General features: G+C 39.1%; 16 protein-coding genes. 13 read left to right on the forward strand and 3 right to left on the reverse strand.

Annotated elements, in window-relative coordinates:
- Positions 1–8: 8 nt before the first annotated feature.
- The 5 genes from JYB65_RS11540 to JYB65_RS11560 are packed head-to-tail and all read left to right on the forward strand — an operon-like array spanning position 9 to position 4,250.
- Positions 9–956 (forward strand): branched-chain amino acid ABC transporter permease, encoded by a 948-nt coding sequence (locus tag JYB65_RS11540; protein ID WP_206582830.1) that lies wholly within the window; start codon positions 9–11, stop codon positions 954–956.
- Positions 957–970: 14 nt separating this feature from the next.
- Entirely contained in the window at positions 971–1,741 is a 771-nt protein-coding gene (locus JYB65_RS11545; RefSeq protein ID WP_206582831.1) for an ABC transporter ATP-binding protein, read from the forward strand.
- Between the two features lie 31 nt (positions 1,742–1,772).
- Entirely contained in the window at positions 1,773–2,474 is a 702-nt protein-coding gene (locus JYB65_RS11550) for an ATP-binding cassette domain-containing protein (RefSeq protein WP_206582860.1), read from the forward strand.
- Between the two features lie 18 nt (positions 2,475–2,492).
- Positions 2,493–2,990 carry an L-2-amino-thiazoline-4-carboxylic acid hydrolase gene (locus tag JYB65_RS11555; protein ID WP_245156666.1) on the forward strand — a complete coding sequence of 166 codons (498 nt, stop codon included), beginning with the start codon at positions 2,493–2,495 and terminating at the stop codon, positions 2,988–2,990.
- Between the two features lie 27 nt (positions 2,991–3,017).
- A complete protein-coding gene (locus JYB65_RS11560; protein WP_206582833.1) occupies positions 3,018–4,250 on the forward strand; it encodes a Zn-dependent hydrolase in 1,233 nt (410 codons plus the stop codon).
- Between the two features lie 55 nt (positions 4,251–4,305).
- Here the strand turns inward: JYB65_RS11560 and JYB65_RS11565 are convergent, their stop codons facing one another.
- Entirely contained in the window at positions 4,306–5,076 is a 771-nt protein-coding gene (locus tag JYB65_RS11565; RefSeq protein ID WP_206582834.1) for an IclR family transcriptional regulator, read from the reverse strand.
- A 427-nt stretch (positions 5,077–5,503) separates the two neighbouring features.
- Entirely contained in the window at positions 5,504–6,757 is a 1,254-nt protein-coding gene (locus tag JYB65_RS11570; protein WP_206582835.1) for a metal-dependent hydrolase family protein, read from the reverse strand.
- A gap of 170 nt (positions 6,758–6,927) precedes the next feature.
- Here JYB65_RS11570 and JYB65_RS11575 point away from each other — a divergent pair, with 170 nt between their 5' ends.
- From JYB65_RS11575 to carB, 8 genes are all read left to right on the forward strand, one after another.
- Positions 6,928–8,796: an HlyD family secretion protein gene (locus JYB65_RS11575; RefSeq protein WP_206582836.1), complete on the forward strand. Its 1,869-nt coding sequence runs from the start codon at positions 6,928–6,930 to the stop codon at positions 8,794–8,796.
- Positions 8,797–8,962: 166 nt separating this feature from the next.
- The gene (locus JYB65_RS11580) at positions 8,963–9,868 is read left to right on the forward strand and encodes a polysaccharide deacetylase family protein (RefSeq protein ID WP_206582837.1); all 906 of its coding nucleotides are present in this window, start codon (positions 8,963–8,965) and stop codon (positions 9,866–9,868) included.
- Between the two features lie 44 nt (positions 9,869–9,912).
- Positions 9,913–10,776, forward strand: a complete 864-nt coding sequence (locus tag JYB65_RS11585) for a bactofilin family protein (RefSeq protein WP_206582838.1) — start codon at positions 9,913–9,915, stop codon at positions 10,774–10,776.
- A gap of 254 nt (positions 10,777–11,030) precedes the next feature.
- On the forward strand, positions 11,031–12,053 hold the full coding sequence (gene mreB / locus JYB65_RS11590) for a rod shape-determining protein (protein ID WP_280634502.1): 1,023 nt from the start codon (positions 11,031–11,033) through the stop codon (positions 12,051–12,053).
- A gap of 146 nt (positions 12,054–12,199) precedes the next feature.
- The gene (locus JYB65_RS11595; RefSeq protein WP_206582840.1) at positions 12,200–13,570 is read left to right on the forward strand and encodes a THUMP domain-containing protein; all 1,371 of its coding nucleotides are present in this window, start codon (positions 12,200–12,202) and stop codon (positions 13,568–13,570) included.
- An 83-nt stretch (positions 13,571–13,653) separates the two neighbouring features.
- Positions 13,654–16,230 carry a cation-translocating P-type ATPase gene (locus JYB65_RS11600; protein ID WP_425331129.1) on the forward strand — a complete coding sequence of 859 codons (2,577 nt, stop codon included), beginning with the start codon at positions 13,654–13,656 and terminating at the stop codon, positions 16,228–16,230.
- A gap of 295 nt (positions 16,231–16,525) precedes the next feature.
- Positions 16,526–17,611, forward strand: coding sequence for a glutamine-hydrolyzing carbamoyl-phosphate synthase small subunit (gene carA, locus JYB65_RS11605; protein WP_206582842.1), 1,086 nt, complete (start codon positions 16,526–16,528; stop codon positions 17,609–17,611).
- Positions 17,611–20,793 (forward strand): carbamoyl-phosphate synthase (glutamine-hydrolyzing) large subunit, encoded by a 3,183-nt coding sequence (gene carB, locus JYB65_RS11610; RefSeq protein WP_206582843.1) that lies wholly within the window; start codon positions 17,611–17,613, stop codon positions 20,791–20,793. Before carA ends, carB begins: the two co-directional genes overlap by 1 nt.
- 74 nt (positions 20,794–20,867) lie before the next feature.
- Here the strand turns inward: carB and JYB65_RS11615 are convergent, their stop codons facing one another.
- Positions 20,868–22,082: an AI-2E family transporter gene (locus tag JYB65_RS11615; protein ID WP_206582844.1), complete on the reverse strand. Its 1,215-nt coding sequence runs from the start codon at positions 22,080–22,082 to the stop codon at positions 20,868–20,870.
- Positions 22,083–22,125 lie beyond the last annotated feature (43 nt).

Below are 22,125 nucleotides of genomic sequence, written 5' to 3' on the forward strand. Positions count from 1 at the left end.
TGATTTAATTGAAAAAAGTAAGCAACAAAATTATTATTTTTTCTATCGCCATTTCATTAATACTATTGCCTTTTTTACTGCAGGTTATCAATACGTATTTACTTCACATCGCTATAACAATTGGCGTTTATATTATACTTTCTCTTAGTTTGAATGTGATTGTGGGATATGCAGGACAGTTTGCTCTTGGACACGCCGCCTTTTATGGCATAGGCGCTTATGTCTCTGCCTTAGCTATGGTGAATTTTAAACTTTCCTTTTGGCTGGCATTACCGTTGGCAGCTATTGTTACAGGGATATTCGGGCTTCTTTTAGGAAGTCCAGTTATTCGGCTGAAAGGAGATTACTTAGGGATCGTGACCTTGGGATTTGGAGAAATCGTGCGCATGATTTTTATTAACTGGATAGATGTGACCAAAGGGCCAATGGGGATTACGAGTATACCTTCTCCTCATATATTCGAGTATACCTTCAATAATAAAATCGATTTCTATTTTCTGATAGTAATATTGGATATTATAACGATATTTATTATAAGCCGTATTGTTTATTCCGGAATTGGGTTAAATCTTTTAACCATTCGTGAGGATGAAACGGTAGCAAGATCAATCGGCATAAAGCCTACTAAATATAAGTTGATGGCATTTACAATCGGCGCTTTCTTTGCAGGAGCAGCCGGAGCCTTTTGGGCAGGATATATTTCTTTTATAAGTCCGGATGCGTTTAAATATATAGATTCGGTTAACATACTTGCAATGGTTGTATTGGGAGGAACTGCCAGCATCCCGGGATCAATTTTAGGTGCAGTAATTCTTACGATAGCCCCTGAAATTCTGCGATATGCCAGTGACTATAGAATGATGCTGATGGGGATTGCTATTGTAGTGATGATGATTTTTAAGCCTTCTGGATTTTGGGGAGAAAAACATCGCAAATATAATTTCTATGGCCAATAAGGGGGTGTTTTGTTTTGGTACCTGTTGTAAAAGTAGAGAAGGTCACTGTAAAATTTGGAGGATTAATAGCTTTAAGTGAAATTGATTTTTGTGTAAATAAAGGAGAAATAACCGCATTGATCGGACCTAATGGTGCGGGGAAAACGACTCTTTTTAATTTACTCACTGGGATCTATAGGCCAAATTCAGGAGCTATTTATTATAAAGGACAAAATATTAATAAATTAGAAACTTTTGATAGAGTAAAAATTGGAATCGCGCGTACCTTTCAAAATATTAGATTGATAAAAAATTTTACAACATTAGAAAATGTGTTAGTTGCTCATAGGTTATGTAATACAGAGAGTATTTTACATTCGATTTTTTGTTCGCTGGAAACTCGTAATAAACGTTCGGCAGTTTTGCAGGAATGCTTGGATGCGCTTAAAATTGTTGGAATTGAAACAAAAAAAGAGGAACTTGCAAGTAATTTACCATACGGAGAACAACGGCTTGTTGAAATCGCTCGTGCAATTGCAACAAAGTGTGAAGTATTACTTTTAGATGAGCCCGCTGCGGGAATGAATGCAATCGAAAAAAAGAAATTAATGGAGTTAATTAAGGTTTTATCTAAAAAACATAATATAGAAATTATTTTAATTGAACATGATATCAACTTTGTAATGGAATTAGCAGATAAGATCATAGTTCTGGATCATGGTGACAAAATTGCAGAAGGTATTGGGACAGAAGTGAAGAATAACCCTAAAGTAATCAGCGCCTATTTGGGAGAGGAGGAAGAATAAAGTGGACCGGTTAGATATTGGTGATGATATTATATTAGATATTAGAGATTTGTCTATCAGCTACGGAGTTGTTCCGGCAGTGAAAGCGATTAATTTGAAAATCAAAAGGGGTCAAATTGTGAGCCTTATCGGAACAAATGGCTCTGGAAAAACTACTACTCTTCGGGCGATTTCAGGGCTTGCTAAAGTGAATGGAGGTCAAATTATTTTTGAAGGAAACGATTTGACAAACAGTGATACATATAAGATCGTTGAAATGGGGATTTCACATGTGCCCGAGGGGAGAGGGGTGTTCCCGAACCTAACGGTATTAGATAATTTAATAATTGGTGCATTCATTAGAAACGACAAAGAAGGAGTGAAGCAAGATCTACAGGAAGTATTTTCATTTTTTCCCCATTTAGAGAAAAGAAAAAATCAACTTGCAGGAACTCTAAGCGGAGGTGAGCAGCAGATGCTTGCCATAGGACGTGCAATTATGGCGAAACCAAAGTTACTTCTCTTAGATGAGCCTTCAATGGGTTTGGCGCCAATAATAGTAAAAGAAATATTTAAAGTAATAAAGCAAGTAAATGATAAAGGAACAACTATTTTATTAGTTGAACAGAATTCAAAGATGGCTTTATCGATTGCAAATTACGGATATGTACTTGAGACCGGTAAGATTGTAGCGGAGGGTAATGTTGAGGATTTAAAAAGGAATGACTTAATAAGAACGATATACTTAGGATAAATGGACAGGAGGAAAAAAATGTGCACTCAAGAAGAGAAAGAGGAGAAAAATCTAGAACCGGTATCGATGTATAATATAGCAGCAAAACTGTTTGCCCATGTTGCAAAGGCAGTTATTGATAAATATGGTGAAGAAGCATGTGAAACAATAAAAGATGGCGTGAATGCGTTTGGGGAAGAAAGGGGAAGAGAGATAGCAAGAAGAGCTGCCGTTATGGGTGAAAGTAATAAAATAGATAATTACCTTAAAAACTATGATATGGCTAGAAGTGAACTTTTTGAATACGAAACAATCTTTAAGAATCAGAAGATAGAACAAAATTTTACAAAATGTGTTTTTGCGGAGCAGTGGCAAAATGATGGGATGGAAGAATATGGGATTTTATATTGTGAGGCTGTAGATCCAGCTATAGCAAGAGGATTTAATGAAAATCTTGAAGTTATCCATGATAAACATTTTTTTAAAGACGGCTCATGCCATTTTTGCTTTTACATGAAATCTGACATTGACAAATAGAAGAATGATTTTGAAAAGAGGACTGTAATGAAAACGAACACAGAGAGACTATTTCTTCACCTATTAGAACTGGGTAAGGTTGGAGAAAAGGAAAATGGAGGGATCACTCGTCTTTCTTTTACAGAAGAAGAAAAACAGGCAAAAGAGCTAGTTAAAGCCTATATGAAAGAGGCAGGACTTCTAGTAAGAGAAGATTCTGTGGGAAATCTGATTGGAAGGAAAGAAGGAACCAATGCAAATGCTCCAGTAATATTAATAGGGTCACACCTTGATTCTGTACCGGATGGTGGTAAATTTGATGGGAGTCTGGGTGTTCTTGCAGGCATAGAAGTGTTACATAGTTTGATGGAGCAGAAAATTAAAACGACGCATCCGATTGAAGTAATTGCTTTTAAAGATGAAGAGGGAGCCCGCTTTGGATGCGGAATGATTGGAAGCCGCGCGATCACCGGAAAATTAGGCCTTGAATTATTAAAACAGGTAGATGCTTCAGGCATCTCAATGGCAGAGGCCATGAAAGAAACCGGATTGGACATTGCAGAGATAGTTGACTTAGCAAGGAATCCGGAATGTGTAAAAGCATATATCGAACTGCATATTGAACAAGGCAAAGTTTTAGAAGACCATCATTTACCTATAGGAATTGTATCGGGCATTGCAGGCCCTGTGTGGATGAATTTTACCTTAATAGGAGAAGCAGGGCATGCAGGGGCGACGCCGATGAATGTACGCAGAGATCCGATTGTTGCGGGTGCTAAAATTATTACTTATATTAATAATCGAACGAAAAGATATCCCGATGCTGTTGCGACAATAGGGCAAATAAACATATTGCCCAATGCAATAAATGTGATTCCCAGTCAAATGGAATTCAGTTTGGATTTGCGTGATGTCCATGAGGCAACGAGAGATAAAATAGAAATATTGATTCGATCTTATGCTGAAAAAATTTGCGATCGGCATGGCATAAAACTTGATATCAATATTTTACAGCGGGTTTCTCCAAGTCTATGTAATTCTGAAATTTGTAATATCATAGAAGAAGGATGTAAAGAGGCTGGAGAAGAACCCTTTTATTTAGTGAGTGGTGCCGGCCACGATGGGATGCAATTTAAAGATTTTTGTCCAGTAGGAATGATTTTTGTGAGATCAAGAAACGGAATCAGTCATAGAGCTGACGAGTGGAGCTCCCAAGAGGATTGTGGGGCAGGAACAGAGGTCCTATATAATACCATCCTAAAATTAGATAAGTATACTTAATTTATTTGTAATAGAAAAGCAGTCGAGACATAAAGTTGACCGACTGCTTTTGAAATTATTTTTTAAAATAGCCAAAGCTATTAGAGATGCTATTACCAGCTGCTAATAAGTCAACGAAGATTTCTTGCTCTTTTTCTTTCATTCGGATAGTTGGTCCAACAATACTGATTGTGCCCAAGACGCGATTTTTCACATCCATTATAGCAACAGAGATGCTATAGGCCCCTAATTCGATCTCTTCATCTTCGATACCAAAACCCTGATTCTTAGTTTTTCTAAGGTCTTCGATCAATTGTTGTCGATTGATAATGGTCTTGTTTGTATACGGAATAAATTTATATCCATTTAAATATCTATCTAATTGATCTGATGACAAATTTGCCAATATTGCTTTACCGGATGCGGCGGCATGCATCGGAAGGCTCCCACCGGCTTTGGAACTCATTATTAAATAAGTATGTGGGGACTCAATCTTATCTATGCAATAAATTTCGCCATTACGATAAGAATATAAATGAGTTGTTTCATTATATTTTTTAGTCAAATCAATCAAATAAGGATGGCCTATTTTTTTAAAATCGAGACTTTCTGAAACAATATTCCCCTTTAGAAGGAACTTAATCCCTAGTTTGTATTTTCCGTTATCGAGATCTTTATCAATATACGAATGAGCAACTAATGTGTTAATGATACCATGAACGGTACTGATATTCAGATTGAGTTTCTCACTGATTTGGCTTAGTGATAATTCTAAATTTAAAGAATCGAAACAATCAAAGATTCTTGCGGCTCTTTCAACAGACTGTATTAAATTTTTTTCGCTCAAACTACTACCTCCATTTCAAGCTTAAAAAGCTATAATAATATGTTCGTCTATTTAAGTGGTAAAGTCAACATTTTTTCGCATAAATAAAATGCAAAAAAGACATAAATATATTTCTTAGTCAAGAGATTGCTAATATTTAATGACTTTTGTTCTGACAGAAGTGATTCTAAACTTAATAAGTTAAGAATCGGAAAGCCAGGATTCAATGCATCCATTTTCGAAGAGTGAAAACGAAAAGAAAAAAAGAAAGAGGGCATCTTAAAATATGCAGCGGCATTGGTTGCCCAAATGAATGCATGAGTTATTTCAGGATACCCTCTGATATAAAATTTAAAATCTATTTTCTTAGATGACAGGCTTATCATCCTTAAAGCAAAACGATAGCTGTTTAAAATTTCGAATCTAAACTTAATAACTTATGACCAAATTATAAAGTGAATTGCTTTTTTATGATGCTTCCTTCTTTCATGATAATCTCCATATTATCGACGGCAATGGTTCGGATATTTTCCAGAGGATTTCCGTTTATAACGAGCAAATCAGCATATTTACCGGATTCCAATGTACCGGTGATGGCATCAACCTTCAACATTTCCGCACCTGTCTTAGTCGCAGATACAATGGTTTCCATCGGAGAAATACCTGCCTTTTCAACGAAGGAAATCATTTCACCTATAGCGGTTATACCGTATGGGGTAAGCGTCGAACAGAAAGAATCGGAACCGATGGTCAAGCCGATTCCTTTTGCTTGTGCCTTACGCAAGTTTTCATATACTCGATTGAGTTCTTTTTCTGCAACTGTTTCCCCTTCATATTGATCATGAACCGCAGGAATATAGGGAGGCGCATAGGTTTTAAACCATTCGTTTAAAAATTGTATGGTGGGGCAGAAATAGATTCCCTTTTCAGCCATGATGTCTAAGCATTCATCATTCAATGTTTGGCCGTGAATGATGAGGTGAACGCCGGCTTTTACAGAGTCAAGCGCACCGCTGTATCCTTCCGCGTGGGACCAAACCGGAATGCCAATCATGTTGCACTCATCTACAACAGCTTGAATTTCTTCTATAGTATAATGTTGGTCTAGTTTTTGATCCCAGCGCCATATACCGCCCCCGGTTGACCAAATTTTAATTGCATCCGGTTCTTCTCGAAGTCTTCTGCGTACTGCTTTACGAAGTTCCCACGGACCATCTACGCGTTCCGCCCAAGGGTGAGACTGCTCGTTATACCAAAGAGGAAGTCGGTGACTGTCACCATGACCACAAGTTCGTGCAAATCCTTGCCCTGTTCCGATAATACGCGGCCCGCTCATGACGCCGGCTTCAACCATATTACGGATATGTAGACCCGAACGAGATATTTCGCCGACCGTGGTTAAACCTCGTTCCAGACATTCATGGGCTTGCTGCACTGCAACAACCGTTTTCTGAATCGGATCTTCTAAAACCCAGTCGCTGTCATTATCCGTTAAGTTACCGGAAAAATGCAAATGCGTATCAATGAGTCCGGGCATGATCGTTTTTCCCGTGATATCAACGGATTCGTATTCGTCTCCAAATGGCTGGGCAGGACCGGCATACTGAATTTTCTTATTGTCGATCAATACGAGAGAATTCTCAATCGGTTCAGCACCAGTACCATCAATTAGCAGTCCTCCGAAAAGGGCAGTTTTTTTCATGTTTCATCCTCGCTTTCTCTGCTATGTCAGCTGTGTACTAACATTATTAAATGGGTATAAGATAAATTGATTATATCATACAAGCAACGATATATTTTATGAAATTATTATAGCATATTTTGCAAAAATATTTTAATATAGTACTAGATGACAAGAAAGGTGGAATAATCATGGCAATCAGACAAACGGCATACGATAACTTAATGGCTGGTATAAATAAGAATATAGATTTTAGTAATGCCTTCAACATGATTATAAATAACCCATATAGAATTCTGGGGGCTTCTACTTTCCTCGATGAGAATCAGTTATTGGAACTTTACAAACAATGGGAAAAGGCTCCCGATAAATATAAGTCTCAATTTGATAAAACAAAACTTGGCGCCCCTAAACGTACAAAAGAAGCTATGGATTGGGCTTTAGAAAATGCGGACAGTTATGTCTATAAGCTTTTTTGGTTCTCAGATCCTGAAATTGCCGTACGATTGGGGAATAAAGGAGACTTTATTGAATTTTTTGGTAAAAAACGGAGCGTAAATACAACAGACTATAATAGCTTCTTATCACAATATATGTTTCTATGTGTATTTGACCGAGACTTTACCATGGTGGAACAATGGGGCATCCTATTGAATCTGATTAACGACTTATTAAATGTTTCTGTAGGCAGATTTTGGGGGTTTTTCAGCGGCAACAAGATTGAGGCAATTGACAATAATAAGATGGCCTTCTTATATAATGAATTTAAAGATAATATTTTATTTCCTATCCGGGAGATTATTACCCAAAAAAGTGCTAAAACGGATTTAAATGAAGTGATACATATACATTCCGTTATTAAAAGTGTCGAACATCCAAGCCTTCAGTTTGCTAAACTGGAAACGATCATTTATGAGCGGTTTGAAAAATGGTTTGTGAAAGAATCCGATTACGTAAACAATGTATTGTTAGGCAAAGTAACAGATGTAAATGCTACGTCGATGGAAGAAAAACTGGCTTTGACCAATGCTTATAATTATATAGTCAATGACCTCGCACCGGAATTTAAAAAGCTGGTAAATGAAATTATACCCGAAGAACATTCCATGAACACGCGGCTGAGAATGATGTTTTCAGGTAAATTCATCGTGGTATCTAAGATTCTCAGCAATTCCGGGCTCTACCACGAGAGCTTGAATTTATGCCAGCTGTTCAACGAACTGTTTGAGGATGAGTACATTTCCGGCGAGATTGCAAAGTTGAATTTAATCATCAAACAAGAAGAGACAACCCGTATGAAGCAGCATGCCCCCACAGGGCCTAAAAATAGGGAATTCTTTGATGAAGAGAATAAAGGCTTAGCACCGCCTTCCGGCTTGGGAGAACTAGAAGAACTGGAAAAAGAACGAAAACAAGAGTTTTTTAATCGGGGTTCCAAAGCAAAGGGAATTGATTATAAGGAAGTTATTCAAGATGTATTGAACAATGAGCTTCGATTAGTAAAAAAGGAAGAAGAAAAAGAGGCTATTCCTTTCGTTGAAATTGCAGCAGCTGCTGCAGAAGCAGAAGCAGAAGCTAATGCAAGACGTATTAAAGAGGCAATAGAAGAATATCAAAAGAAGCATGAACAGGAAATTAATGAAAAACTAGAGACACTGAATCGGGAATATAAAAGAAGTATGAGACGGTGGGGCACCGTTATATTTGTGATGATAGCCTTCATGGCGGCTGCCTTAGGTTACGTTTTCTATGAAATTTTACAGGACGGCACAGAAATCACAGCCAGTGCCTTGGTGCATGTGGATTCCAGCAAAGTAAAACAGTTGGAGAATACATTGGATGAAGAGAAAGCGGCTATCGATGCGGCAAAAGCAAATATGGATTCTATCAAGGAAGAGATGACCACCTTAGAAGCTCAATATAAAGAAACCAACGATAAACAATATGCGGAGGCTTTTGCAGCCAAGCAAGAAACGTATGATAAGTTATCAGAGGAATATAAGCAAACAATAGATAGTTATAATGCTCATTTAGAGGAATATAACTCCATGAAGCAGTAAAAACCTATTGTTTTTTACCTATTATTGTGATAAAATTTCTTCATATGTTTACATTTTATGTATTTATTAAATTAGAACTTATGTAAATTTGTAGTTTTTGCGTTGGACTGGTTTATCTAATGTGCGGTCAGTAATTCTAAAATAAAGAAAGAGTATGTATTATCGTATGGAAGAAAGAAGTGTTACATTTTACAAACGTCTTATTATAATTACGGCTCTTTCGATTTTGATTATCATTATGGGGCTGCTGACTTTTTTCATTGGTAATGTTTTGGAAGTTTGGAACAGCTTCGACAAAGAGGTTTCTCAAAAAGCTTCGAACCAATTAACCATAAATTCGGACAACGGTCTTTCTGTAAAACCAACGACAGCTGCGGGTGTTGCTACTAAGCAAAATTCTATTGAAAAAGAAGAGAAAACAGCAGAACATGAACAAGAAGTTGCTGTCTCCGCACCGGTTAGTGAGAAAGTCGTTTATCTGACATTTGACGATGGTCCGTCACAAAATACTACTGAAATTTTGAAGATTTTAGAGGAAGAGCAAGTAAAAGCCACTTTCTTTTTCAATACAACTGAAAGAAAACATTTAGACAGTGTTATAAAAGAAGCTTTTGACGAGGGACATGCTGTGGGTGTATTAACTTCCACGGGAAATGATTATGATACGATCTACGCGTCTGTAAACAGTTATATAGAAGATTTCCAAGCAGCGTACGATAGAATCTATGATATTACCGGAGTAAGACCGACGATTTTCAGATTTCCCGGGGGAAGTATCAATGGCTATAACAAAAATATTTATCCAGCCTTAATTGAAGAAATGAAAGCAAGAGGCTATGTATATTTTGATTGGAATGTTTGCGCACAGGATTATTCCAGAGCTGCATCTCAAGCAGACATTGTAAAAAATGCGACAAAGATCCCACATAGATCAAACGAGTGTATTGTCCTAATGCACGACATTGGATATGACAGCGAGGGCTCGGCTATAAAAGAAATTATCCAATTTTATAGAGCTAACGGATACTCTTTCCAAAAACTGAGCAAAGATGTCAAGCCAATCACTTTCTAATGAAGTGACGAATATATAGAATAGAATTTATCGGAGGCGCCACTATGAGTAATAAGGGGAATTTCAGTCAAGCAATGAGAGAAATCTTAGGAATAGATTCTTCTCACGATGAGGCCAAGGAAGGTGTGGAGGCTACTGCCGGAAAAGCGCAGGAAGAAAGCCACATAGAAGAACAAGTAAATACCGGAAGATTGAATCAAGACTTTAACCAATCTTTTAACGAAAGTTCAAGGGCATACGGTGCAGAAGAAAAGAAGGTAAACCCTGATAATTCATCAAGAGAGCGAAATGAAGAGCCTGCATTTTTTGACAGGCCGGAATACGGACAAAAGTCGAATAATACTTTTTCCGGTAATTATGCGGCCGATTCAAATAAGTTCAACAACGCATTTAATGGTGGAAATGGAAATGGCCCCGGAAACCCCAATGACCGTTATGGAGACGAAGGTGAGGTTGGAACGACTATTATTACCAGAAACACTATTGTTGAAGGTAATATAAAGTCTTTTGAAAACATTGAATTAAACGGTAAAGTGAAAGGAACCATTGATACCACCAAGAATGTCGGTGTATCTGGTTTTGTACAAGGAGATATCATCGCAACCGATATTCTTTTAGAAGGAGCTCAAATAAAGGGCAATATCAGTTCAAAAGGTGCATTGCTGATGGATAAAGACACTTTGCTGGTAGGAGATGTTGAAGCACAGAATACAAGAGTTGACGGAAAAATAAAAGGCGAAGTCAATATTGGAGGAAACGGTGAGTTCTTATCCAATTCTGTAGTGGTTGGAAATATTACCGTGTCCAACTTCTATGTGCAGTATGGTGCAAGAATGCAAGGTTACATAAATACAAACTTCTCCAAATCAGAAGAGGAGAATATTTTCGGTCAAATAACAAGCAATTAGTAAGCATTCAAATAAGTATGAATTGAACTGCTCTTTAGGTAAATACTACTTAAAGAGCAGTTTTAATTAAAATCCAAATAAAAATTGAAAAAATTGGGGATATTATAGTATAATGAACGCAGGGATTAGAAATACGGCTTTGCCGTAAGGAAGCGTTCATTGAATCACACGGCGACGTAGCTTGTGTGGTATAATAAAACAATGGTTGTTCAAGAAACAGTCATTTTAGAAAAAAGATGTTAAGGAGAAATAAAATGGGATTTTCATCAGAGGTTGGCATTGATTTAGGTACGGCCAATGTTTTAGTTTATATCAAAGGGAAAGGCGTTGTTTTAAACGAGCCTTCAGTTGTAGCGATAAATCAGGACAATAATGAAATCCTCGCAGTAGGCGAAACCGCAAGACAGATGCTTGGCAGAACCCCGGCAAATATTGTGGCAGTTCGGCCTCTTCGGGATGGTGTTATTTCAGACTATGATGTGACAGAAAGAATGTTAAAGTATTTTATAAAGAAGACGTGTGGGACAAGCCGATTCTTTAGACCAAGAATCATGGTTTGTGTTCCGAGCGGTGTAACTGAGGTGGAAAAAAGAGCTGTAAGGGAAGCGGCTACTCAGGCTGGCGGGAAGGATGTATACTTAATGGAAGAACCTATCGCGGCGGCAATAGGGGCAGGACTGGACATTACAAAACCAGATGGCGTCATGGTCATTGACATAGGCGGCGGTACAACTGATATTGCGGTTATTTCTCTGGGTGGTATTGTTGCAAGTTCGTCTGTAAAAGTGGCTGGCGATAAGTTTGATGAATATATCGTAAAATACATGCGTAAGGTGCATAAACTTTACATCGGAGAAAGAACGGCAGAAGAATTAAAAATGACAATCGGTACTGCCTACCACAGAGATGAACCGATATCAATGGAATGTAGGGGAAGAGATCTTGTAAGCGGACTTCCGAAATCGATAGAGGTTTCGTCAGCAGAAATGATGGAAGCGCTTGAAGAACCGTTGCAGACCATCGCAGAGGCAGTGCATTCGGTACTTGAAAGAACACCGCCGGAGTTAGCAGCGGATATCAGCAATGCTGGAATTGTCATCACTGGCGGAGGCGCCCTTCTCTATGGAATCGATAAGAGAATACAAGATAGGACAGGAATTGAAGTAAGAATTGCGGAGGATCCTAAATCTTGTGTGGCGGTAGGTACCGGTGAAGCATTAAATTCACTTGAGTTTATGGAGACAAATCAGCTTAATAGAAGAAGAACCTCCTTATAGTGTTCAGATTTAAAAGCTCTCAACAGCTGAGAGCTTTTTTCTATAGGAAGCGGAATACTATTTTTAATAAGAAAGCACATATAAGCAAGTAAGATTGTTTATATTAATTTTTAAAAGTTACAAATAAAATGAAAGTTGAGGAATTTATGAAACTCGAATTAATTGCAACAGCTACATTTGGTTTAGAAGCTCTGATAAAACGTGAAATTGAAACATTGGGCTATAAAATAGTAAAATCAGAAGATGCTAAAATTACCTATCTAGGAGATGAACGTGCTATCGTCAAATCGAATTTGTGGCTTCGATGTGCCGATCGGGTTCTGATAAAAATGGGCGAATTCGATGCCTTTGAGTTTGAGGACCTATTCCAGAAGATAAAGGGCATTGCTTGGGAAGAATGGATACCCATTGACGGAAATTTTAAAGTCAACTGCAGCTCTGTAAAATCAACATTATTTAGCATTCGAAGCTGCCAAAGCGTATCCGAGAAGGCAATCATTGAACGATTAAAAGAGACGTATGGAGTAGACCGTTTCGAAAAGTCAGGGGCGGAATATACGGTAAAAGTCACCCTTTTAAAAGATAGAGCTACCGTTACATTGGATACCAGCGGTATAGGTCTCCATAAAAGGGGATATCGAAAAAACGCAGTAACAGCCCCTATTAAAGAAACTTTAGCGGCTGCTATGATTCAATTATCGTTTTGGCGGGAAGGCCGATTATTAATTGATCCTTGCTGCGGTTCCGGAACTATTCCCATTGAAGCTGCTATGATTGGTAGGAATATCGCACCTGGGCTTTATCGAAGCTTTGCTTGTGAACAGTGGGAAGCGATACCTAAAAAACTTTGGCAAGAAGAACGAAGAACTGCCATGGAAGCCATTGACCAGGACAAACAAATTCGAATTGAGGCCTATGACATCGACCCCGAAGCGATTGCGGCTGCACAAGAAAATGCAGAAGAAGCAGGAGTGGATGATTGCATTTTATTTAAGCGAATGAACATAGAACAGATGGAAGCTTCAGAGCCGGGCGGCATTATTATCACCAACCCTCCTTATGGGGAGCGTATTGGAGGAGATCAAGAAACCAAAAAACTTTATAATAAGTTAAAAAGCTTTTTTAAAGAAAATGAGACATGGTCTCTTTTTGTGATTACGCCTGATATTCATATCGAAAGGCAAGTTTTTGGAAGACCTGCTGATAGAAGGAGAAAGCTTTATAACGGAAATATTGAAACTTGTTTTTATCAGTTCCATGGGAAAAAACCGCCGAGAGAAGGGGATGAATCACGTACGGAACAGAAAGCTGAGGCGGTAAAAGCTTTTAGAGATGGAGAACGTTTGCAAGAGGATGGAACCGTGAAGCACGGTACGACAATAAAGCCGAATCAATCCAGACCGAGAACAAATGAAAATGGACCGAAACCTAGAAATGGACGGCCGAGCGAATCCAAAAATCGAAATGAACAAAACCGAAGAGAGACAAAGAATCCTTCCCGAAAGACTTTTAAATAAATAGTACTATGTAATCTGATAGAAGGGATAATACCAACTAAAATTTTACATACTAAGGATAGTTTGAAAGAGGGATGAGAGTTATGTTTTATAAAATGGCAGGGGAAAAAGTGTTGGAAGCCTTTGATTCATCGATGGACGGATTAATCGAAGCACAGGTCCGTATCAATTCCGATGAATATGGGAAAAACCAGCTAACTGAAGAAAAAAAACAGGGGAAATTGACAGTATTTCTGTCTCAATTTAAAGATTTATTAGTCATCATATTAATGATAGCCGCAATTATTTCAGCGTTCACAGGAAACTTGGAAAGCACGTTTGTTATCTTTGCGGTTATTATTTTAAATGCCATATTAGGAACGGTTCAACATTTTAAAGCTGAAAAATCGTTAAACAGTTTAAAAAAACTTGCTTCTCCTTTAGCAAAGGTTATAAGGGCGGGGAAAAAATGTGAGATTGCAGCAGCCGATATTGTCGTTGGCGACATTTTGTTATTAGAAGCAGGCGATATGATCTCAGCAGACGGAAGGATTCTAGAATGCTATTCCTTACAAGTAAATGAAAGTGCTTTAACGGGTGAATCGGAGAGCATTACTAAAACTTCGGATAAGCTGGATGGGCATTTGAATCCTGCGGATCAAGTGAATATGGTTTTTTCAGGAACGCAGGTAACCTACGGCAGAGCGGTGGTTGTAGTGACAAAAACCGGTATGAATACAGAGCTTGGTAAAATTGCTCAGCTGATGAATGAAACCAAAGATAGAAAGACACCTTTACAAATCAGCCTTGATGCATTCGGAAAGAAATTATCCACTATTGTTTTGGGTATTTGTGTGGTTATATTAATAATATGCATTTATAGGGGCATGTCTATCTTTGATGCCTTAATGTTTGCCGTTGCCTTGGCAGTAGCGGCAATTCCTGAGGCATTATCCTCCATTGTAACGATTTCTTTGGCATTAGGTACGACTAAAATGGCAAAGGAAAATGCCATCATGAAAGATTTAAAGTCCGTGGAAAGTTTAGGCTGTGTGTCCATCATTTGTTCAGATAAGACTGGAACGTTGACAAAAAATAAAATGACGGTAATGGATTTATTTCTGCCCGATGAAGGTCAAGAGTCAAAAAATAGAATTCTTATGGCTGCTTTGCTTTGCAATGACAGCTCTGTGGCAGAAGGAAAAATGTTGGGTGATCCCACTGAAATTGCCCTCGCTGAATTTTGCATGCATACAAAGGATGATTGTGAGCAGATTGTAAAGAACTATCCAAGATTAGCGGAAGTCCCTTTTGACTCAGACCGGAAATTAATGAGTACGCTTCATGAAATGAACGGCTCCTATCTGATGCTGACCAAAGGTGCCGCCGATGTCCTGATGGGAAATACGAAATTTATATATAGCAATGGCTTGCAGAGAACCATTACAGAGCAGGATATTGAAGAAATCAGAAAACAAAATTATGATTTCTCCAGCAGAGGGTTGCGAGTATTAGGATTTGCTCAAAAAATAGTGGATACGAATCAAATAAGTTTAGAGGACGAACAAAATTTTGTGTTTATTGGTCTTGTAGCCATGATGGATCCGCCGCGAGATGAAGCGAAGGCTGCGGTTTCGGACTGTACTCGTGCAGGAATCATGCCTATTATGATCACCGGTGATCATAAGGTGACCGCTTCCGCAATCGCTCGTGAAATTGGATTGCTCAATGAAGAGAAAAAAGCGGTGACCGGATCGGAACTGGATGAGCTTTCGGATGAAGCGTTGGATCAAAATCTCTCGAATATCGCTGTATATGCCAGAGTTACACCGGCTCATAAAATAAGGATTGTGGATGCTTGGCAGAAAAAAGGACACATCGTAGCCATGACCGGAGACGGCGTAAATGATGCGCCTGCATTGAAAAAAGCAGATATAGGAATTGCGATGGGGATTACGGGAACGGATGTCTCTAAAGATGCGGCATCTATGATTTTGACGGACGACAATTTTGCCACCATCATTAAAGCGATTGCCAATGGAAGAAATATTTACAATAACATAAAAAACTCTATCAAATTCCTGCTTTCGGGAAATACTTCCGGTATATTAGCGGTGCTGTACACATCGCTGATGGCTTTACCGATTCCATTTTTAGCGGTTCATCTGCTGTTCATTAACTTGATAACCGATAGTTTGCCTGCTATTGCGATCAGCATGGAAAAGCCAACCGATAATCTCCTGGAAGAACCGCCGCGTGACGCAGATGAATCCATATTAACTAAAAAGTATATTGGTGAAATCGGTATTCAGGGTTTTATTATTGCTTTATTTACGCTGATAGCCTACCATAAGGGCCTAACGTATGGTGCTGGTGTTGCCAGTACGATGGCGTTTGCAACCCTTTGCTTTGCACGATTGTGTCACGGCTTCAATTCAAGGGGGAATCAGTCTATTTTTAAATTAGGTTTATTTAGCAATATGTACAGTATAGGCGCATTTGTAGCAGGTTCCTGTCTGCTCTTTTCTGTCCTGATGTTTCCGGCTCTTCAAGGAATATTTGACGTGAGTGACTTGTCCAGCGAGAACCTATTCTTTTTAATTGGATGCGCAGTAGCTCCTACCATATTGATTCAAGCTTATCGTGTTTGTCTGGAACTATTGAAGAAGGTACGGCCGTAAAGCTATAAACAGCAAATAAATAGTAAGAAAATAATCCAAATGGAACAAATCTCAAAAAAATGAGATTTGTTTTATTTTTTTAGTGACAAATTTAAATATTTATTATAAACTAATTGGTTAGAAGGTAAAATAAATGTTCAATATGTAAAGAATATTGCTTCAACAATTTCCAACGTACGAAAAAATGAGTGCAAGAACGATGAATTATTACTTGCATAAATATAAATAAGAATGTATAATTATTTGGAATATGAACGTAGCAAGAATGATTAGAAAAGAAAGGTAAGGGAACAACATGGAAGCGCTGTTATATTTGGAAGACGGAACGGTGATAAAAGGCAAAGGTTTCGGATACAAAACGACAAAAGTGGGCGAATTGGTATTCAACACAGGGATGACAGGATATCAAAAGACACTAACAGACCCGTCTTATAAAGGACAAATCATTACGATGACCTATCCTCTCATTGGAAACTATGGAGTTAGTTCGATTGACAATGAATCAGAGGGTATTCATGCATTTGGTTTAGTGGCAAAAGATATTTGTTTCACCCCATCCAATTCAAATTGTATCATGAATATTGATGAATGGCTCAAAGAGCAGAAAGTGCCTGGTATTTGGAAAGTGGATACCAGAAGGATCACAAAAAAAATCAGAAATGAAGGGACGATCAAATGTGTTATCAGTAATGAAGGCATTTCGATTGAACAGGCGCAGAAGCTTTGTGAAGAAACAGACCTTCGAGGAGACTGGATGAAAGAAGTTTCTATCAAGGAACAGAAAGTGATTCCTGCACAGGAAGGATTGGAAGTGAAGAAAGTTGCTGTTCTTGACTTTGGCGTGAAGAAGAGTATTTTAGATGGCTTAACTGCGAGAGGATGCGAATTACATATGTTCCCTTATGGCACCGCGGCAGAAGAAATCATGAGCATAAATCCGGATGGAATTTTCCTTACAAACGGACCTGGAGATCCGGAAGCTGCGACGGAAGCAATTGAGATAACAAGAAAAATCATGGGAGTTGTTCCTACCTTTGGAATTTGTATGGGCCATCAGGTGTTAGCGCTTGCATCCGGTGGAAAGACGTACAAGCTAAAATACGGGCACCGCGGCGGAAACCATGGTGTATATGATAAAGATACGAATCGTTCGTACATCACTTCTCAGAACCATGGATATGCAGTAGATTCAAACAGCATTATCCTAAAAGGGTTAGAAGTTTCGCATATCAATTTAAATGACGGAACAGTAGAAGGAATGAAGCATCGGGATTTACCGATTTTCTCTGTGCAATATCATCCGGAAGCTTCTCCGGGACCGAATGACAGTGACTACTTATTTGACCGGTTTATTGATTTGATGAAAGGCGGTGTGTTATAGTGCCAAAGAAGAACTACTTAAAAAAAGTGATGATCATCGGATCAGGACCGATAATCATCGGACAGGCCGCTGAATTTGACTATGCGGGAACGCAGGCGTGTAAGGCCATTAAAGAAGAAGGAATTGAAACCATTTTGGTAAACAGCAATCCGGCGACTATTATGACGGACGAAGGAATTGCAGATGTGGTATATATGGAACCGCTGACGGAAGAGGCTCTTCAGCAAATCATTGAAAAGGAACGGCCGGACGGAATGCTTGCCGGATTTGGCGGGCAAACCGGATTAAATCTGGCGATGGAGCTGGATGAAAAGGGAATTTTAAAGAAGTATGGTGTAGAACTTTTAGGAATTAATAAAGAAAGCATAAAAAAGGCAGAAGACCGAGAAGCGTTTAAAGAATTAATGCTGGAGATTGGGGAACCGATTCCGAAAAGTATCATCGCGGTGTCCTTAGAAGAATGTAAAGCGTTTGTCAAAGAAGCAGGATATCCTGTTATCATCCGGCCGGCGTTTACACTGGGAGGCACCGGAGGCGGTATTGCCAACAGCGACGAAGAATTGGAGCTTCTTTGCCAGAGAGGTATTGAGAACAGTGCTATCGGGCAGATCCTTCTGGAAAAGTCTGTTGCAGGTTGGAAAGAAGTCGAATACGAAGTAATGAGGGATTCCAAGAACAACTGCATTATCATCTGCAGTATGGAGAATCTCGACCCGGTAGGCGTTCACACCGGGGACAGTATCGTAGTGGCTCCGACACAAACCCTCCGAGATGAAGAATACCAGATGCTTCGAGATGCTTCTTTAAAAATTATCAGAAGCTTAGAAATCGAAGGCGGATGTAATGTACAGTTTGCATTAAATCCCGATACGAGTGAATACATTGTTATCGAAGTAAATCCAAGAGTAAGCCGATCTTCAGCGCTTGCATCAAAAGCTGCGGGATATCCGATTGCGAAAATTGCAGCGAAGATTTCCTTGGGATATAACTTGGACGAACTCAAGAATTATGTAACCCAAAGCACCAGTGCTTGCTTTGAGCCTACTCTGGACTACTGTGTGGTGAAGTTCCCGAAATGGCCTTTTGATAAGTTCAGCAATGCGTCCAGAAAACTCGGCACTCAGATGAAAGCAACAGGGGAAGTAATGTCCATTTGCAGAACATTTGAAAGTGCATTATTGAAGGCTGTGACCTCGTTGGAAGTAAAGTGCAACGGACTTCGTGTACCGTTCGTTACCAAGCTGAACGACGAAAAATTAATCTCCAAATTGGAGGCTTGTGATGATGAACGTATCTTCTGCGTAGCGGAAGCTATGAGAAGAGACTACAGCGTGGATTTCATTTTCGAACGTACGAAGATTGACCGCTGGTTCTTAAACAAGATTAAGAATATTATTGATATGGAAAAGACCCTTGCCAGCAGAGAGCTGGACGCAGACCTTCTTTACGAAGTGGAAGCAATGGGCTTTACCGATGTTGAGATTTTAGAATTATCAGGTACACAGCGAGAAGTCCTTCAGGACATGCGTATCTACAATGATATTTTCCCTGTTTACAAAGTGGTAGATACGTGCGGAGGAGAATTTGATGCCGTAACACCCTATTACTATTCCTGCTATGATGATGAAGATGAAAGCCGAATTTCAAATAATGAAAAGATTTTAGTAGTAGGTTCCGGTCCGATCCGTATCGGTCAGGGCATCGAATTTGACTACTGCTGTGTTCAAGGCGTATGGGCCATTAAGGATTTAGGCTATGAAGCCATCTTGATGAACAACAATCCGGAAACCGTAAGTACAGACTTTGACACCTCAGATAAATTATACTTTGAGTCGCTTCATGTAGATAATGTCATGAATGTAATCAAGAAGGAGCGACCGGTTGGTGTCGTATTACAGTTTGGCGGACAGACTTCTTTGAACCTGGCAGAAAAGCTGCATAAGAGAAGCATTAAGATTTTAGGAACCCCATTCAAGTCCATTGACCTTGCAGAAGATCGGGAAAAATTTATTAAACTGCTGAAGGAATTGGATATCCCTACACCGGAAGGCTGTGCTGTGACGGATGAAGAAAGTGCCTTTAAGGCGGTAGCAGAACTGGGCTATCCGGTTGTTGTTCGACCTTCTTATGTAATCGGCGGAAGAGCGATGCAGGTCGTTTACAGCGATGAGGAACTTCAAAAATATCTGAAAGAAGCCGTTTCACTGACGACTGAACATCCTGTACTGATCGACAAATATATTCAAGGCAAAGAAGTGGAAGTGGATGCGATCGGTGATGGAGATGAAATTCTTATTCCTGGCATTATGGAGCATATTGAGCGGACCGGTGTACATTCAGGGGACAGTATGACGGTATATCCGCCTCATACTCTCGAGCAGTCTACAATTGACACTATTATTGAATATACAAAGCGGATTTCAAAAGCACTTCAAGTAGTGGGTATTGTAAATATCCAGTATGCGTTTGACGGAAAAGAAGTGTATGTCATTGAGGTAAATCCGAGAGCGTCCAGAACCGTACCTATTTTAAGTAAGGTGACAGGCGTGCCGATGATTAAATTGGCAATTTCCACGATGCTTGGAAGCAAACTTGAAAACTTAGGATATGGAACAGGTCTCTATAAGCGAGTTGGAAAGTACGCTGTAAAAGTACCGGTATTCTCCGGTGCAAAATTAACCGATGTGGATGTAGCGCTGGGCCCTGAAATGAAATCCACCGGTGAAGTGCTGGGTATCGACCATGACTTAGAGAAGGCGATCTATAAGGGCTTCTTAGCGGCCAATATTCGGATTCCTGTAAAAGGCGGCGTCTATTTCGCGTTAAGAGATACGGAAAGAACACCGGCGACGCTGGAAGTCGTGAAGAAATATCGTGATGCAGGTTTCCACATGTATTGTTCTGAATGGACGTATGAATACTTTGCTGAAAACGGCATTCAGGCGGAAGCACTAAAGTTTGAAGATGCGAAAAAAATGATTGGCGAAGAAATCAGTATTTTCATCAACGTACCGAGCATTGCAAACCGGCCTGAAAAGGAGGACTTTATGCTTCGTAGAAAGGCTATTGAAAGAGGACTTCCGGTTCTGACCTGTATGGATACGGCAGATGCCTTTATGATTGCCATCAAGCTGAAAATGGCACAAACACATTTAGACTACTGTGTATTAGGCACGAACTAAATAGAAATAATAAAAAGTCTGATTCGCATGCTGAATCAGACTTTTGTTTTATTCGACAATATACTTTTAGAAGGTTATTGTTTCTGTTCCGCTTGGTCGGCCAGCTTCATTTCATGGGAATGGACCCATTTTAAGATAAAAGTCTGAAGAATTCCGGCTATCGGCACAGCTAAAATCATGCCGAGTATGCCGCCGTAATATCCTGCCACCGATACGGCCAGCAGAACAAATAAAGGGTGAAGTCCTGTTGAAGAACCTACTACACGGGGATAGATCAAATTAGCATCAATTTGTTGAATAAACAGTAACGTAATGACCGAAATAACACCTGTTGCAAGGCTCTCTGTAAACGTTCCTACAATAAAAGCCGGAATCATTCCTAAAACCGGTCCGAAGTAAGGAATCACATTTGCTATACCGGCAAAACAACCGATAAAAACTGCAAAATCAAGTCCAACAATGGATAGGCCGATAGACGATAAGATGGCTATAAAAAGGGAATCCAACAATGCCCCTCGGATGAATGCGGATAAAATGGTGTTGATATCATAGAGGGTTTCAGTTAAAATCGCATTTGCTTTCTGCGGCAATAGTAAATGCATCGTCTTTCTCCAAAGCCGCAGGAAAAAATCTCTATCCATCAAAATATAGATACTGATAATCGTTCCGATTGCAAAACTGATAATATTTCCACTGAAAGTGGTAATCTTTTGAATAGCGGTAGTCGCACTGAAATGGTTTGACAGCCAAATCATGACACTATTCACAAGATCCTGCACCTGCTGTGTCAGACTGGCATTGGAAAACATGGCCGACCACTGCCTGATATTCTCTTCGTACGTTGATATATAGTTGATGATTCCGTCAACCATAGTATTAATACCTGAAAAAATAAACTGACCTAAAATGAGAACGGAGAATCCGTAAATAATAGCGGCAATGGCCATTAGTATAATTAAATAAGTAAATAATACACTTATTAACCGTTTCCTTTTTTCAAACTTTTCTGCTTTAAGCGGATCACTTGGCTGCTTGAAAAAAATCTTACTGACCGCTTTTTTATTAATGATTTCAACAAGAGGACCTAACAAATAGGCCAAGATTAACCCGATAAAAAGAGGCGTTAATGCGCTCAAAATACTGGATAACCCTTCAAGCCCTGTCAATGCAATGCGATCTAGATTTTTTATTATAAAATACAGTGCATACAGCAAGGTCGCTGTAAAGGCGATAAAGAGGCTATATTTTATCCAAGCTTTATCCGGATAATATTCTTTCAGTTTGGACATACTTGCACCTTACTTTCTTAAATAGTATTATATATTGTAATGT

The sequence above is a fragment of the Clostridium aminobutyricum genome (assembly GCF_017255415.1).
GTDB classification, from domain to species: domain Bacteria; phylum Bacillota; class Clostridia; order Peptostreptococcales; family Anaerovoracaceae; genus Aminipila; species Aminipila aminobutyrica.

Coding starts and splice junctions, on each gene's coding strand:
- JYB65_RS11555 (WP_245156666.1), top strand. CDS start 2,493: ATGTGCACTCAAGAAGAGAAAGAGGAGAAAAATCTAGAACCGGTATCG.
- JYB65_RS11560 (WP_206582833.1), top strand. CDS start 3,018: ATGAAAACGAACACAGAGAGACTATTTCTTCACCTATTAGAACTGGGT.
- JYB65_RS11570 (WP_206582835.1), bottom strand. CDS start 6,757: ATGAAAAAAACTGCCCTTTTCGGAGGACTGCTAATTGATGGTACTGGT.
- JYB65_RS11575 (WP_206582836.1), top strand. CDS start 6,928: ATGGCAATCAGACAAACGGCATACGATAACTTAATGGCTGGTATAAAT.
- JYB65_RS11580 (WP_206582837.1), top strand. CDS start 8,963: ATGGAAGAAAGAAGTGTTACATTTTACAAACGTCTTATTATAATTACG.
- JYB65_RS11585 (WP_206582838.1), top strand. CDS start 9,913: ATGAGTAATAAGGGGAATTTCAGTCAAGCAATGAGAGAAATCTTAGGA.
- mreB (WP_280634502.1), top strand. CDS start 11,031: ATGGGATTTTCATCAGAGGTTGGCATTGATTTAGGTACGGCCAATGTT.
- JYB65_RS11595 (WP_206582840.1), top strand. CDS start 12,200: ATGAAACTCGAATTAATTGCAACAGCTACATTTGGTTTAGAAGCTCTG.
- JYB65_RS11600 (WP_425331129.1), top strand. CDS start 13,654: ATGTTTTATAAAATGGCAGGGGAAAAAGTGTTGGAAGCCTTTGATTCA.
- carA (WP_206582842.1), top strand. CDS start 16,526: ATGGAAGCGCTGTTATATTTGGAAGACGGAACGGTGATAAAAGGCAAA.
- JYB65_RS11615 (WP_206582844.1), bottom strand. CDS start 22,082: ATGTCCAAACTGAAAGAATATTATCCGGATAAAGCTTGGATAAAATAT.